General features: G+C 45.5%; 13 protein-coding genes. 3 read left to right on the top strand and 10 right to left on the bottom strand.

All coding sequences use genetic code 11. The features are described 5' to 3' along the window. Positions 1 to 54: 54 nt before the first annotated feature. Positions 55 to 1,437, bottom strand: coding sequence for a signal recognition particle protein (gene ffh, locus NL643_RS01965; protein WP_253643820.1), 1,383 nt, complete (start codon positions 1,435 to 1,437; stop codon positions 55 to 57). 224 nt (positions 1,438 to 1,661) lie between these two features. On the opposite strand from ffh, the gene NL643_RS01960 reads away from it, so the two are divergent. Further along, entirely contained in the window at positions 1,662 to 2,456 is a 795-nt protein-coding gene (locus NL643_RS01960) for an inner membrane protein YpjD (RefSeq protein WP_005396694.1), read from the top strand. Between the two features lie 124 nt (positions 2,457 to 2,580). Continuing rightward, positions 2,581 to 3,849, top strand: a complete 1,269-nt coding sequence (locus tag NL643_RS01955) for an HlyC/CorC family transporter (RefSeq protein WP_005396696.1) — start codon at positions 2,581 to 2,583, stop codon at positions 3,847 to 3,849. Positions 3,850 to 3,952: 103 nt separating this feature from the next. On the opposite strand, the gene luxS is transcribed toward NL643_RS01955, so the two are convergent. The 9 genes from luxS to NL643_RS01910 all read right to left on the bottom strand — a co-directional run bounded on the left by luxS (position 3,953) and on the right by NL643_RS01910 (position 14,506). Then, positions 3,953 to 4,471: an S-ribosylhomocysteine lyase gene (gene luxS, locus NL643_RS01950; protein ID WP_048625973.1), complete on the bottom strand. Its 519-nt coding sequence runs from the start codon at positions 4,469 to 4,471 to the stop codon at positions 3,953 to 3,955. Between the two features lie 84 nt (positions 4,472 to 4,555). Continuing rightward, on the bottom strand, positions 4,556 to 5,161 hold the full coding sequence (locus NL643_RS01945) for a hypothetical protein (protein ID WP_170903315.1): 606 nt from the start codon (positions 5,159 to 5,161) through the stop codon (positions 4,556 to 4,558). 24 nt (positions 5,162 to 5,185) lie between these two features. Next, on the bottom strand, positions 5,186 to 6,754 hold the full coding sequence (gshA, locus tag NL643_RS01940) for a glutamate--cysteine ligase (RefSeq protein ID WP_046875082.1): 1,569 nt from the start codon (positions 6,752 to 6,754) through the stop codon (positions 5,186 to 5,188). A 156-nt stretch (positions 6,755 to 6,910) separates the two neighbouring features. Further along, the gene (locus NL643_RS01935) at positions 6,911 to 9,754 is read right to left on the bottom strand and encodes a pitrilysin family protein (protein ID WP_104974814.1); all 2,844 of its coding nucleotides are present in this window, start codon (positions 9,752 to 9,754) and stop codon (positions 6,911 to 6,913) included. Positions 9,755 to 9,763: 9 nt separating this feature from the next. Continuing rightward, positions 9,764 to 10,225 (bottom strand): YqaA family protein, encoded by a 462-nt coding sequence (locus tag NL643_RS01930; RefSeq protein ID WP_005396704.1) that lies wholly within the window; start codon positions 10,223 to 10,225, stop codon positions 9,764 to 9,766. Next, positions 10,219 to 11,169, bottom strand: coding sequence for an NADP-dependent oxidoreductase (locus NL643_RS01925; protein ID WP_253643819.1), 951 nt, complete (start codon positions 11,167 to 11,169; stop codon positions 10,219 to 10,221). Before NL643_RS01925 ends, NL643_RS01930 begins: the two co-directional genes overlap by 7 nt. Before the next feature lie 123 nt (positions 11,170 to 11,292). Continuing rightward, positions 11,293 to 12,423 (bottom strand): sodium ion-translocating decarboxylase subunit beta, encoded by a 1,131-nt coding sequence (locus NL643_RS01920; RefSeq protein ID WP_005396706.1) that lies wholly within the window; start codon positions 12,421 to 12,423, stop codon positions 11,293 to 11,295. A gap of 9 nt (positions 12,424 to 12,432) precedes the next feature. Continuing rightward, positions 12,433 to 14,217, bottom strand: coding sequence for a sodium-extruding oxaloacetate decarboxylase subunit alpha (oadA, locus tag NL643_RS01915; RefSeq protein WP_203346923.1), 1,785 nt, complete (start codon positions 14,215 to 14,217; stop codon positions 12,433 to 12,435). Between the two features lie 31 nt (positions 14,218 to 14,248). Next, positions 14,249 to 14,506, bottom strand: coding sequence for an oxaloacetate decarboxylase subunit gamma (locus tag NL643_RS01910; protein WP_005379932.1), 258 nt, complete (start codon positions 14,504 to 14,506; stop codon positions 14,249 to 14,251). 541 nt (positions 14,507 to 15,047) lie between these two features. Between NL643_RS01910 and NL643_RS01905 the strand changes: the two genes are divergently transcribed. After that, a partial coding sequence (locus tag NL643_RS01905; protein WP_253643918.1) for a DUF4277 domain-containing protein occupies positions 15,048 to 15,189 on the top strand: 142 nt, incomplete at its 3' end.

Raw genomic sequence — 15,189 nt, 5'->3', positions numbered from 1 at the left:
GAATTTAAAGTTTGTGACGTACCTAACACCCTGAATCTATGCGTGATCGATTAATTAACGACCAAATGGGTTGAAGCCACCGCCTCCACCCATGCCGCCCATCATGCCTTGCATGTTGCGCATCATGCCTTTCATGCCACCTTTTTGCATCTTTTTCATCATCTTCTGCATTTGGGTGAACTGTTTTAGTAAGCGGTTTACGTCTTGAACCTGCACACCAGAACCAGCCGCAATACGTTTCTTGCGTGAGCCTTTGATAATCTCTGGGCGTTGACGTTCTTTCATTGTCATGGAGCTGATGATCGCTTCCATCTGCTTGAACATCTTGTCATCGACTTTGTCTTTCACATTGTCTGGTAGCTGAGACATGCCTGGAAGCTTATCCATCATGCCCATCATGCCGCCCATGTTTTGCATCTGGCCTAGCTGTTCACGGAAATCTTCAAGGTCGAAACCTTTCTTCTCTTTGAACTTCTTCGCCAGCTTTTCTGCTTTTTCTTGGTCAACGTTGCGTTGTAGGTCTTCAATTAAAGACAGAACGTCACCCATACCAAGAATACGTGAAGCAACACGATCTGGATGGAACGGTTCTAGCGCGTCAGTTTTTTCACCGACACCCAAGAATTTGATTGGTTTGCCCGTTACATGGCGTACTGACAGTGCCGCACCACCACGAGCATCACCATCAACCTTAGTTAGAACCACACCAGTAAGAGGTAGCGCATCGCCAAAGGCTTTTGCTGTATTTGCTGCGTCTTGACCCGTCATAGCGTCAACAACAAATAGCGTTTCTACTGGGTTGATAGCTGCGTGAAGATTTTTGATCTCCCCCATCATCTCTTCATCAATCGCCAAGCGACCTGCGGTATCGACAATCAATACGTCGTAGAATTTTTTCTTCGCATGGTCAATCGCTGCATTGGCGATATCAATAGGCTTCTGGTCTGGTGATGATGGGAAGAAGTCAACACCGATGTCTGATGCCAGCGTTTCAAGCTGCTTGATTGCCGCAGGGCGGTAAACGTCGGCAGACACAACCAAGACTTTCTTCTTGTCACGTTCTTTTAAAAGCTTAGATAGCTTACCTACCGATGTGGTTTTACCCGCACCTTGTAGACCCGCCATAAGAAGCACAGCAGGTGGTTGAGCGGCAAGGTTTAGCGCCTCATTCGACTCACCCATTACGGCTTCAAGTTCTGTTTGAACGATCTTGATAAATTCCTGACCTGGAGTCAGAGATTTAGAAACTTCTACACCTACCGCTTTTTCTTTAACGCGGTTAACAAATTCACGAACAACCGGAAGCGCAACGTCAGCTTCAAGTAAGGCCATTCGTACTTCACGTAGGGTCTCTTTAATGTTGTCTTCGGTCAGACGACCTTTGCCACTGATATTTTTCAGCGTTTTGGATAATCGATCCGTTAAATTCTCAAACATCTTTGTCTCTTCGCTAAAATGGCGATTAATTAGTGTGAGTATACATTAGCCAAGGTCTGAGTCATACCCGTACCGCTGCTCTATTCTTGTCTCTATTTCTATATGGTGCGGTAACTTATTAATTTCAATATCTCATCTCTCACGATTGATGTCGGATATAACGTAGCCCCAAAGTGTAATGCAAGGTATAATTTCCTCATTGTGCACAATAATATTTAGGATTCATGGATAGCTTAATAGCCATCGCGGCCGCCATACTTTATGTTTTGGCGATTGCGACCATCATACCCGGACTCTCACAGCAGTCAGGAATCAAAGCAAAAACAGTGTTTGCTAGTGCTGCCTGTGCGCTTGTTTTTCATGCGTGGATTTTGAGTGATCTGATTTTTGATGGTTCAGGTCAAAACCTTAGTATTCTAAACGTAGCCTCTTTGATCAGTTTTATTATTTCTCTGGTCATGAGCCTTGCTATGTTGAAAAATCGGTTGTGGTTTTTATTGCCTGTCGTTTATAGCTTTGCTGCCATCAATTTATCTGCTGCCACATTTTTGCCAAGCACGTTTATCAAGCACCTAGAGAATGACCCTAAGCTACTCATTCACATTTCTTTTGCGCTGTTCTCATACGCAACTTTAACTATCGGTGCACTCTACGCACTTCAGCTGGCTTGGTTGGATCACAAACTGAAAACAAAAAAATCTTTGGCGATTAACCCAAACCTGCCGCCTTTATTAATGGTAGAGCGTCAGCTATTCAAAATCATTTTGATCGGTAACTTATTGTTAACTGGTACGCTCATTACTGGCTTTGTCTTTGTGCAGGATATGTTTGCTCAAGGTAAAGCGCATAAAGGCATTCTTTCTTTCATCGCTTGGATTGTGTACTCAATACTGCTTTGGGGTCATTATCAAAAAGGTTGGCGTGGTAGAAAAGTTACTTGGTTCGCTGTCGCAGGGGCAACGCTGTTAACTCTGGCGTATTTTGGCAGTCGCTTTGTGAAAGAAATCATCTTGAATTAAGGAGCTCTAGGGCTCCTATCCTTTATATTTTAGGCTAGATAAAATACAGTACGCCTTAACCCTTTGACTTAACGGACTTACTCAACCGTTATATAACCCAATACTTACAAGGAACAGCAACGTTTTGGACGACATCTCTACGGGTATCTTGTTTGCGCTACTCGCGTGTCTTATCGTCATATCAGGTTACTTTTCCGGCTCAGAAACAGGGATGATGTCTCTGAACCGTTATCGCTTAAAGCACTTAGCCAAAAATGGGCATAAAGGCGCTAAGCGAGTCGAAAGGCTATTAGACCGTCCAGATCGTTTGATTGGTCTTATTCTTATCGGCAACAACCTCGTTAATATTCTCGCGTCCGCCATCGCGACCATTATTGGTATGCGTTTGTATGGTGATTTAGGTGTCGCTATCGCAACCGGTGCACTGACTATGGTTGTATTGGTTTTTGCTGAAGTTACCCCAAAAACAATTGCAGCGCTGTACCCTGAACGCGTGTCTTACGCGAGCAGTATCCTACTGACCATATTGATGAAGTTACTATCGCCTTTGGTGATGCTCGTTAACTTTATTACGAATGGCTTTATTCGTTTACTTGGCGTAAAAGCCGATCACTCAGTAGAAGACCATCTTAGTTCCGATGAGCTGCGTACCGTAGTAAACGAAGCTGGCGGATTGATCCCTCGCCGACACCAAGACATGTTGGTATCTATTTTGGATCTTGAGCACGTCACTGTGAACGACATCATGGTGCCACGCAATGAGATTACCGGTATCGATATTAATGATGACTGGAAATCCATCGTTCGTCAGCTTACCCACTCACCGCATGGACGCATTGTTTTTTATCGTGACCAAATTGATGAAGTGGTTGGCATGCTGCGCCTGCGTGAAGCTTACCGCCTGATGCTGGAAAAAAACGAGTTCAATAAAGAGACGCTATTACGTGCCGCGGATGAAGTCTATTACATCCCGGAAGGTACGCCACTAAACGTGCAAATGTTAAAGTTCCAACGCAACAAACAGCGTATTGGTCTGATTGTTGATGAGTATGGCGACATTATTGGCTTGGTGACATTGGAAGATATTCTGGAAGAGATCATTGGCGAATTCACGACCTCGATTTCTCCAAGCCTTTCTGATGAAATCAGTCCTCAAGGTGACGGAAGCTTCCTCATTGAAGGCAGCACCAATATCCGAGATATCAACAAAGGCCTGAAATGGGACTTACCAACGGATGGCCCAAGAACGTTAAACGGTCTTATTTTGGAGCACCTGGAAGATATTCCAGAGAGCCATTTAAGCGTGAGAGTGGCTGGTCATCCAATGGAGCTTGTTGAGATTGAAGAAAACCGCATCAAGCTCGTTCGTGTTTATCCTAAAAAGAAAAAATAGCCCCTATCTACAACTCACGATAAGAAATAAAAAGAAAGGAGCCTGATCATGTCAGGCTCTTTTTAGTTTTGGATAAATATGCTTCTTGATAAGTTTTTAGCAACTAGTCGATGCGCAGCTCTTTTAGCATCGATTCAGGCAAAGCAAGTTCATCATTTTTGTTCACCGATACACCAGCATCCAAAATGCTCTTCGCGATTTGTTGTGCTTCTTCTAAAGAGTGCATCGCTGCCGTACCACATTGGTATTCGTTGAGTTCAGGGATCTTGCTCTGGCTTTCTACCTTTAGTACGTCTTCCATTGCCGCAATCCAAGCATCCGCGACTTGCTGCTCTGATGGAGTGCCGATCAGGCTCATGTAAAAGCCGGTGCGGCAACCCATAGGCGAAATATCGATGATCTCAACAGAATCGCTGTTTAGGTGATTGCGCATAAAACCTGCATAAAGGTGCTCTAGTGTATGGATACCTTTTTCAGAAAGGATGTCTTTGTTTGGCGCGGTAAAGCGTAAATCGAAGACAGTAATCGTGTCCCCTTTTGGGGTCTGCATGGTCTTCGCCACTCGCACTGCCGGTGCATTCATGCGAGTGTGGTCCACGGTAAAACTATCGAGTAAAGGCATTACATCTCTCCTGATTGTAACTCCAATACCTCTCGGTACTGGATAAATGTCATTCATCCCTTCAGCACATAAACAGGCTGTGGGTTAAAAGAACCAGCTGCTGTTGTCTTCCAATTCCTGACGACATTGCTTCAGCTGCCAGCCATAAGTTTTTGCAGTTTGTTCAACACGTCGAGCGACTTTGATCAAACTAGGCTTTCGCTTATAAGTACCTCGCTTGTACCCACCTCGACCTTCATGATAAGCCAGATATTGACTGTATGGGTCCCATAACGAAATCCCTAGTTGGCGCCTCGTTTCGTGAGTATACCAACCGACAAACATCATTGAATCATCAAAGTTGGTACGAGAACCGCCCTGACCCGTCGCATCTTGGAAATCTTCCCAAGCAGGATCTTGAGCTTGAGCGTAACCATACGCACTGCTAACTCGTCCCCAAGGGATAAATCCCAATAAATAGTCTTTGGGTGGTTTCGCATCGTGCCGAAAGCTGCTTTCTTGTTTAATGATAGCCATAGCGACATGAATGGGGGTTCCCCACTTTTCTTCCATATCTTTGGCATCATCATACCAGCCGGATTTCTCTCGAAATATCTCACATAAATTATTCTGCTGCTTTGGCGGTGCCGTGGCACAACCTGCAAGTAACATGCTTCCGAGTACCGATACTACTAACGGTTTAATGTTCAATCCCACCCAACCTTTACCTATTCACTACTGCTTCAGATAAGCAAAGTAATCTTCCAAAAAATCATCAAAAGATAGCGTGTCACTTTGTTCCGCTTGCTTTTGCTTTTCTACTGACGACGCCACTTCCGTTTCCATCGTATCTTGTGAGTAGTACTGATAACCGTGAGCTAGATTTTCCTCGCGGTACTTCATGCCAAGCGCACAGCCGACTTTACCTAACCCACCAAGCTCTTTCGTCAGCTCTAATAGTTGACCTGAAATCGTTAGTTCTGGGTTATCAATCCATGTCTCGAGTTTATTACACACATCTTGGTATGCACTGCCACCAGCAGCCATATCCATTTGCTGTGCTATCTGACGCAGCTCGACAAACACGCGATGCGCCCAATCTTGCAGAGATAGACGTTCACCTTGGCAACCAATTTGCAGCATTAGCCCTTTTTCACGACCAGAAACAATGACTTTGTTCCAGTTGTCGCGCCAACACTCTAATTCACAGTTGTCCATTGGATCCGAGTCTGACAAGGCCGCCCAAGTCAGGAAGAGATCAAGGAATCGTACTTGCTCTTCATCCAAACCCACTGCGCTGAATGGGTTAACGTCTAGAGAGCGAACTTCAATGTACTCAACCCCACCGCGTCGTAACGCATCTGAAGGCTTCTCACCACTTTTCGACACGCGTTTCGGGCGAATTGGAGCGTATAGCTCGTTCTCAATTTGTAAAATATTGGAATTAAGCTGGCGGTATTCACCGTCCACTTTGACGCCTATTTTCGCAAACTCTTCTGATGGGTGACGAATCGCATCGCTCAAACCATCCAGATACTGATCAATGCTGTTAAAGCCAATTTTCAGTACACTTTGCGCACTATTGGTGTAGCCCAGATCGCTCAAACGCAAAGACGTCGATTTCGGCAAATACAAAGTGCCGCCAATTTTTTCGAATGGCAGATCGGTTTCACGACCTTGAATAAAAGAGCCGCATAACGCTGGCGATGCACCGAAGAAATACGGAATCATCCAACCAAAACGGTAATAGTTACGGATCAGCGCAAAGTAGGCATCAGACTTAGCATCTTGGCGGGCTTGTTCATCTTGCTCGCCGTATAGCGCATCCCAAAATGTCTCAGGGAACGAGAAGTTAAAATGCACACCTGAGATGATTTGCATCAGGCTGCCATAGCGGCGTTTTAGGCCTTCTCGGTACAGGGTTTTCATTTTTGCTGCATTCGAAGAGCCGTACTGAGCAAGCTGAATATCCTCTTCCGAGCCAACATAACATGGCATAGAAAGAGGCCACATCTTTTCTTCACCCATTTTTGTCTGGGTGAAGTGATGGATATCTTTCAGTTGTGCCATCAGTTCTGGAATTTCATGTGACACAGGAGTAATGAACTCTAACAATGATTCAGAAAAATCAGTCGTGATCCATTGGTTTGTGAACGCTGAGCCTAACCCCTCTGGATGAGGTGTTGTTGCTAGATGTCCATCCTGACGATAGCGCAAAGTTTCTCGCTCAACACCGCGTCCAAACTGCTTAAATACTTCGGGGTTTGATGCAACTTTTTTTAGTCGCGCAGCAAAATCAGTCAAAATGAGGTTCGCTTATATTGGGAGCAGGACACTTATCACAAAGGACAAGCGTAAGCTAAGTTATTGATATTTAATGCATCTAGATAAATAACCCACGAAAAGTCGCTTATCTAGATGAATAGCGGAGAAACGTTTCTCCGCTATTAAATGTGTACTCTATCGAATGATTTCAAGCTCTTCTACGTCTTTCCCCAACTTTTCTAATTGAGGACGCAGTGATTTAGCATCACCAACGACGATAATTTGATAGTCATTTGGATCAAACCACTTTTGAGCCAGTGCATTCAAAGTCTGCTTATCGACTTTTTCTACGATAGCGTTTCTTTGCTGCAAGTAATCTTGATCGAGGTTGTACTTAAGAATATCACTGATGAGTTCCGCTTTTTGTGTTGGCGTTTCATATTTCAGTGCATCTTTTTGACCGACCGCTTGACGCATAAATTTCATCTCTTCATCAGTAATTCCTGACTGCGAGTATTCATTTAGCTCATTTTCCATCTCAATGATAGAAGCAACCGTTGCATCCGCTCGCACTTGCGCGGTGAAAACAACCGAGCCAGTTTCTGGATTTCCAGAGAAGTAGCCGTAAGCGCCGTATGTGTAACCCTTGTCTTCACGTAGGTTTTGGTTAATGCGACTATTGAAGTTTCCAGCTAAGTTGAAGTTTGCCAGTTGGCTTAGGTAAAAATCGCCCGTTGCATCGTAAGGCATACCCTGACGAACCATCATGACCACACTTTGTGGTGCACCTGGTTTATCAACAAGATGGATCTTTTGCTCACCTAATGCAGCGATGCTTTGCGGTGCATACAATGGCGCAGCTTCATCCTGCCAGTTTTTCCAGAACGTCAGTTGCTGTTCAATTTCCTGTTGATCAATGTCACCAACAACGACGATTTGCGCACTTTGTGGCGTGTAATGCTTCGAGTAGAATTCACGGACATCATCCAACGTTAGTGCACTGACACCTGCTTGCGTGCCGTCTTTTGGTCGAGCAAAGACCGAATCCCCATAGAGCACTTGGCGAGTCGCTTGTGATGCCATCCAACTTGGGTTTTGATGCTCATACACAAGGCCTTCTAGCGCTTGCATCTTCACACGCTCAAAGTCTGCTTGCTTGAATGCAGGAGACAGCAACATCTCTTCGACAATTTTCAACGTCGGCTCTAAGTTCTTTTCTAAAGCAGAAACGCTGATGTTTGTTGTGTAGCCCGTTGCATTCACGGAGATGACACTACCTAGTTTATCGAGCTCAGCTTGAATCTCTTCGACACTACGTTTCGTTGTGCCTTCTTGCAACATCGCGGCGGTCAATTGGGCAAGACCTTCTTTGCCCTTTTCAACAAAACGTGTTCCCGCAGGTAAACTAAACTGCATCATGACCGTTGGTGTTTCATCGCTAACCGCGCCAAGCAACTCCGAGCCATTATTAAAATGAAGCTCGTACAACTCAGGCATCGTCGCTTTCACTGGCTCCCCTACAGGCGGTTGCACAGAGCGATCGAAGTTATCGGTCGCACGACGATACGCCAATTGATCATCAGTGATCTTCTCGTATTCTGGTAGCGTACGTTTTGGCGTCACAAAGGTCGCTGGTTTTACGACAAGGTCAGTTTTTCCTTTTGGTACCACGCTTAGGGTCACTTTGTTCTTACCTTGGATAAAATCCGTATACGCTTTTTCTACCGATGCAGGCGTCACTGCGCGGATCTGCTCAAGCTGTTGCTCAAGACGGTCTGGATCGCCGAAGAATGTCTCGTTGGATGCTAACTGCGTTACTTTGCCTTTAACGCTTTCTAATGCAAAGATAGCATCCGCTTCCGCCTTACCCTTCAATTGTTCAAGGCGATCTTCTGTCACGCCTTTTTCAGCAAACTGATTGAGTGACTGTAAAAGCTCGTCGTACAGTTTTGATAGATCGCCTTTGTCCCCTGAATCACCCATTGCATAAACGTAAAAGTTACACGCCAGTTCTGCACAGTCATGGAATGAGCCCGCATCGACGGCTTTTTGAGTCTTGACTAAGTCTTGGTAGAGCACGCTGTTTGTACCGCCACCTAGCACTTCAGATAGCGTATCGAGAGACGCTTGGCTTTCTTCGCCGTTGTAAGTTGTTGGCCACGCGATCATCACCATCGGTTGTTGAATGCGATCTTCTAGCGTGATGTATTTGTCTTCTTGCAGTTTTGCAGGTTGTTTCGGCGCATTTTCAACCTCTGGCCCACGAGGAATCGAACCGAAGTACTTATTTACCCACTCAAGAGTTTGTTCAACGTCTAAGTCCCCACCGATCGTGATAGTCGCATTGTTTGGGCCATACCAACGTAAGAAAAACGCTTTGAGATCGTTCACATCAACACGATCAAGATCTTCAACATAACCAATGGTTTGCCACGAATACGGATGACCTTCAGGATATAGCGCTTCAGACATGCGCTCCCAAATTAAGCCATAAGGACGATTATCGTAACGCTGAGCTCGCTCATTTTTTACAGTAGAACGCTGAATTTCAAATTTGCGTTGAGAAACCGCATCCAGCAAAAAGCCCATACGGTCAGACTCTAACCACAGCATTTTCTCTAGCTGGTTAGCCGGGACAGTTTCAAAGTAGTTAGTACGATCACGGTTTGTCGTACCATTTAACGTACCTCCAGCCTCTGTGATGATTCTGAAGTGCTCTTGGTCACCAACGTTCTCTGAACCTTGGAACATCATGTGCTCAAAGAAATGCGCAAAACCAGACTTACCCACCTCTTCACGAGCCGAGCCAACATGGTAAGTCACATCCACATGGACCAATGGGTCGGAATCTTCAGGAGCTAAGATCACCGTTAAGCCATTATCGAGTTTATACTTTTGGTATGGAATCTTAACTTTGCCTTCTTCCGCTTTCGACGACTCAACGAAAGTTACCCCTTCCGGCAGTGATGAAACTGGCGTATTTGATACACAGCCCGTGATCACCAAAAGTGAACACGCGCTAACCCAAAACATCTTCATGTACTTTCCTTAAAATAATCCGAGATAGATGGCCGCAAGTAAGCTATACCTAGCAGCCTTTCCTAAAAATATTAAAATCACGCAAGGCAGAAACTTCATTCTCAGCCACCCTGCGGCTAAACACAGCGGGTCTCCAATCACGGGTAACCAGCTAAAAAATAATCCCCAATAGCCATACTTTGACAGCCACTTTAATGCGGTATGACCGTGCTTTTCTTCTTGCGCTTTGTTAGGAATCCACAAGCCAAGCCAATAATTTGTTAAGCCACCAAGCGTATTGCCGATAGTGGCGACCATAATAATTGACGAAACGGAATATTGATTTAATGAGAGAGTGGCAACTAAGCCCGCCTCAGAGCCACCAGGTAACAAAGTGGCACTGAGAAAACCGGTCATGAAAAGCACCCATAATGCTGAATCTGAAAACCAAAGCGCTAAACTTTCAAAGCTCGTATTAAATGCTTCTAGCATGTCATATCAAGCAACACCTTGCCTCTGGTTCTTCCTGATTCAACTTGCTGGTGAGCAGCAATCACATCACTCATCGGATGAACCTGTTGAATTTCAGTCTTCAGTAAACCAACGCCAACCATGTACAACAAGGTATCTAATTGCGCTGGATCTGGCTCAACCAACATGCCGTTAGCCTCAAAGCCTAGGAGTTTGGCTTTTTCACAAATCAGCTCAGCTGTGATGGTTGGAACGGTTATGACTCTCGCACCGTCTTTCAGGCATTTAAGCGCATCTAACGCGGCATCTCCACCTACTAAATCAATCAAAACATCAACGTCTTCAACACGTTCTGACACTGGTGCAAATTGATAGTTCACTGCGTGAGCGCCAAGGGTAGCCAGGTAGTCTAAATTTCGTTCACTGCAGGTTGTAAAGACTTCCGCTTTAGTCGCGACCGCGATTTGTACCGCTAGGTGTCCAACGCCACCGGCTCCTGCGAGGATAAGTACGCGATCGTTTTCTGTCACATTGGCTTTGCTGAGTGCTTGTGCCGCAGTTTGGCCAGCCAACGGTAATGCTGCGGCAGCCTCTAAAGTAACTGAACTGGGAACATGACTTAACTCAGCTTCTGGAACACATACGTACTGACTGTACCCACCTCCTCGGACTGGAAAACCGATAAATCCAGCCACCTCATCACCATCATTAAAACGCGACGCTCCCTCTCCACAAGACACCACTTTTCCTGAGATGTCGTAACCTGGCACCCAAGGTAAATTATCCTTGTTCTGCGCAGCTGCCCAACCGAGTCCGGCTCGAGTTTTAACGTCAATAGGATTTACGCCTGAAAAAGCGACTTTTACTAAGACTTCACCAGGCTGTGGTGATGGTGTAGAAGCATGTTGAATCGCGAGTACGTTGGCATCACCAAATTCAGTGATAACGATCTGTTTGTGTTCCATAAACCATTCCCTGCAAGAAAACAAAAAGGGATGCGAGAGCATCCCTTTGACTATAAACCATTTTGTTCACCGAAGTTAATCGTGATTTTGTAAATTGGTTGATCATTCCATTTTCGGTAATGACTAGCCGACAAGTGCTAGCAAGATACCAGCGGCCACTGCTGAGCCCAATACACCTGCAACGTTTGGTCCCATCGCATGCATCAACAAGAAGTTTTGCGGGTTAGCTTGTAAGCCGACCTTGTTCACCACACGCGCGGCCATTGGTACCGCAGAAACGCCAGCCGCACCAATAAGTGGGTTGATGTCTTCTTTTGAGAACTTGTTCAGCAACTTAGCCATTAGCACACCAGCCCCCGTACCAATACTAAACGCAACCGCACCAAGCCCTAGAATGCCTAATGTTTCTAAGTTCAGGAATTGATCCGCTTGCAGCTTCGAGCCAACCCCTAAGCCCAAGAAGATCGTCACGATGTTGATCAGCTCATTTTGTGCGGTTTTCGATAGACGATCGACCACACCCGCTTCACGCATTAAGTTACCAAGACAGAACATACCGACAAGAGGCGTTGCTGAAGGTAGGAAAAGAATCGTCATGAGTAATACTGCCATCGGGAACAATACCTTTTCCCATTTACCCACGTGACGCAGTTGCGCCATTTGAATCTCACGTTCTTCCTTAGTGGTTAGCGCCTTCATGATTGGCGGCTGAATGATTGGCACTAAAGCCATGTAGCTGTACGCGGCTACAGCAATCGCACCAAGCAGGTCTGGTGATAACTTACTTGCTAAGAAAATCGCCGTTGGGCCATCCGCACCACCGATGATGGCGATAGACGATGCATCCGCCATGGAGAACTCCATACCAGGTACATAGTTGAGCAAAATAGCGCCAAACAGTGTCGCAAAAATACCAAACTGAGCTGCCGCACCTAGCCACAACGTTTTTGGGTTTGCGATCAAAGCACCAAAGTCGGTCATCGCACCCACACCCATGAAGATCAACAACGGGAACACACCCGATTCAATCCCAATGTAGTAAACGTAGTAGAGCAAGCCGCCAGGCTCAGTAAAGCCAGCATTTGGAATATTCGCCAAGATAGCACCAAAACCAATCGGCAATAACAGTAAAGGTTCAAAGCCTTTTTTGATTGCCAAAAACAGCAAGGTACAACCAACCAGCATCATACAGATTTGGCCGAACTCGAAGTTAGCGATCCCTGTTTCTGCCCAAAGGGTTAACAATCCGTCCATGATACTCCCTTACGCCAGGCTCAACAGAGGCGCACCTACTGTGACAGCATCGCCTTCTTTAACGTTCAACTCTTGGACAACACCACCACGCGCCGCACGCACTTCTGTTTCCATCTTCATTGCTTCAAGAATCAGTAGTACATCGCCTTCAGCCACTTCAGCGCCAGGCTGAACATTCACTTTAAAGATGTTACCGGCAAGAGGAGCAGGCACCGCTTCAGCAGATACGCTAGAAGGAGCGCTAGGTGCCGTCGGTTTTGCAGGCGCCGTAGAAGGAGCGACAGAGGTTAGCTCGCCTTGAGGACCAACTTCCACCTCATACACCTGTCCGTCAACACGTACGCTATAAGTTTCTACGCCGCCAGTTGCTGGTTGCGCCTCAGGTACGGCAGGCTTCGCGGCTTCTAGCGTTGGTGCAGGTTCAAATGCTTCTGGGTTATCACGATTCTTAAGGAACTTGAGACCAACTTGAGGGAAAAGCGCATAAGTAAGTACATCATCAACACGCTCACTTGCTAGCTTAATACCTTCTGATTTCGCTTTCTCCATCAGATCAACAGTAAGCGTCTCCATTTCAGGCTCAAGCAAATCGGCAGGACGACAAGTAATAGGTTCTTTGCCATCAAGTACTTTAGCTTGCAGCTCTGCATTTAACTCGGCTGGCGCTTGACCGTATTCGCCTTTCAATAGACCAGCGGTTTCCTTAGTAATGCTCTTATAGCGTTCGCCAGTAAGCACGTTAATCACCGCTTGCGTTCCGACGATCTGCGAAGTTGGAGTCACCAATGGAATGAAACCAAGATCTTCGCGAACACGAGGGATCTCTTCTAAGACTTCATCAATGCGATCCGCCGCGCCCTGTTCTTTCAACTGGCCTTCCATGTTAGTCAGCATGCCGCCAGGCACTTGAGCAATCAGGATGCGAGAGTCTACACCTTTCAACTGACCTTCCCACTTCGCGTACTTCTTACGTACTTCACGGAAATACGCGGCGATAGGTTCTAGTTGTTCGAGCTTCAAATTCGTATCTCGCTCGGTTCCTTCTAGCATCGCGACTACCGTTTCCGTCGGTGTGTGACCATAGGTACAACTCATTGAAGAAATCGCTGTATCGAGAATATCAATACCAGCTTCAACTGCTTTTACCGCTGTCGCAGTAGACAAGCCTGTCGTCGCGTGACAATGAAGTGCTAATGGCACATCACAAGACGCTTTGATACGCGTAATAAGCTCTTCCGCTTCATAAGGCTTGAGTAAGCCAGACATATCTTTAATACACAGTGAATGACAACCTAAATCCTCTAGGCGTTTTGCCAAGTCAACCCAAGTGTCTGCGTTATGTACAGGGCTTGTTGTGTAAGACAGCGTACCTTGAGCATGTGCGCCAACATCGACCGTTGCTTTTACGGCCTTCTGGAAGTTTCGCACGTCATTCATTGCATCAAAGATACGGAAAACGTCCATACCGTTAGCATGCGCGCGTTCAACGAACTTCTCTACTACGTCGTCGGCATAATGGCGGTATCCTAAAAGGTTTTGACCACGCAGTAGCATTTGCATTGGTGTATTAGGCATCGCTTTTTTTAGTTCACGTAAACGCTCCCAAGGGTCTTCCCCTAAGAATCGAATACAAGAATCAAACGTTGCGCCACCCCAAGTCTCTAGAGACCAGTAACCAACCTTATCCAACTCAGCTGCGATAGGCAGCATATCCTCAATACGCATACGCGTAGCAAATAGTGATTGATGGGCATCACGAAGGACCACATCTGTAATAGCTAGTGGTTTAGACATGCTCTTAAACTCCTTTTTAATCCTGGTTCGGCTACTTCGCGAATGAGGCGCGATGTTTATGAATCGCAGCCGAGATCGCCGCCACTACTTGTGGACTAACAGCTGAAGAGGTTGATTGAATATTAGTATTTGTTTTTGGTGCTGCGATCGGCTCTGGTACTTCTTCTGGTACCAATTTCGACATTAGCCGAACGAGATAAACAAGAATAGTGAGGAAAATAAATACGACCGCCATCCCCGTTAGCATCAGGGTGGCCGCATCTACTAGCAGGCTTCCTATATTAGTCATGTTGCTTCCTTTCTTTGTCATCCTGACAACGTGCAGGACTTTAATAGCGTCAAATCCCGACCAATGGATTATCTCGATTGGTTAAATTTTGTCAATTTTGTTTAAGGAAGGTTTGTAATAATCCTGATAAATGATTATTTATTCACTACCCAGATCACAGTTCATGACAAAATAATTACTGCGAATCTTCTATCTCCTTACGAACAGAGTAAAGGAGGACATAAATAAAAACTGCGATTTGGATTTCAAAACCAAATCGAGATTTACACATAAAAACTAATAAAAACAAAAGGATGCCACTTTACAACAATTAATAAACAAATAAAAAACAAAGAAGTTACATTTGAACAATTGAAGTGAAAGAAACGGAAATTAATATACGGGAGAGATAGTAAGGATGGATTCACAACCGTCATTCCGCAGCCAATTTCAGAATTAAAACAATGTGATCCAGTGATCGTTTACAAATGTTAGTGCGACAGACCTCTTGACCGCGATCCCCAGTTTTGATCTATTACTGTTATTTAACGGTCACTTTATTATGTCTGCTGCTCAACCTGTCATTAAACGCCTAGATCACTTAGGGCTGATCGCTGCTTTCTGCCATGAAATCGGCTTACCTGGTATTATTGATCGCGTCATTCCCAAGTACTCGGATCATAACGTTTCACATGGCGATGCGG

Origin of the sequence: Vibrio sp. Y42_MX_L11 (assembly GCF_024181785.1) — a bacterium.
In the GTDB taxonomy this organism is placed as follows: domain Bacteria; phylum Pseudomonadota; class Gammaproteobacteria; order Enterobacterales; family Vibrionaceae; genus Vibrio; species Vibrio diabolicus.
The sequence above is the reverse complement of the archived record's forward strand: the minus strand, read 5'-3'. Positions and strand labels throughout refer to the sequence as shown.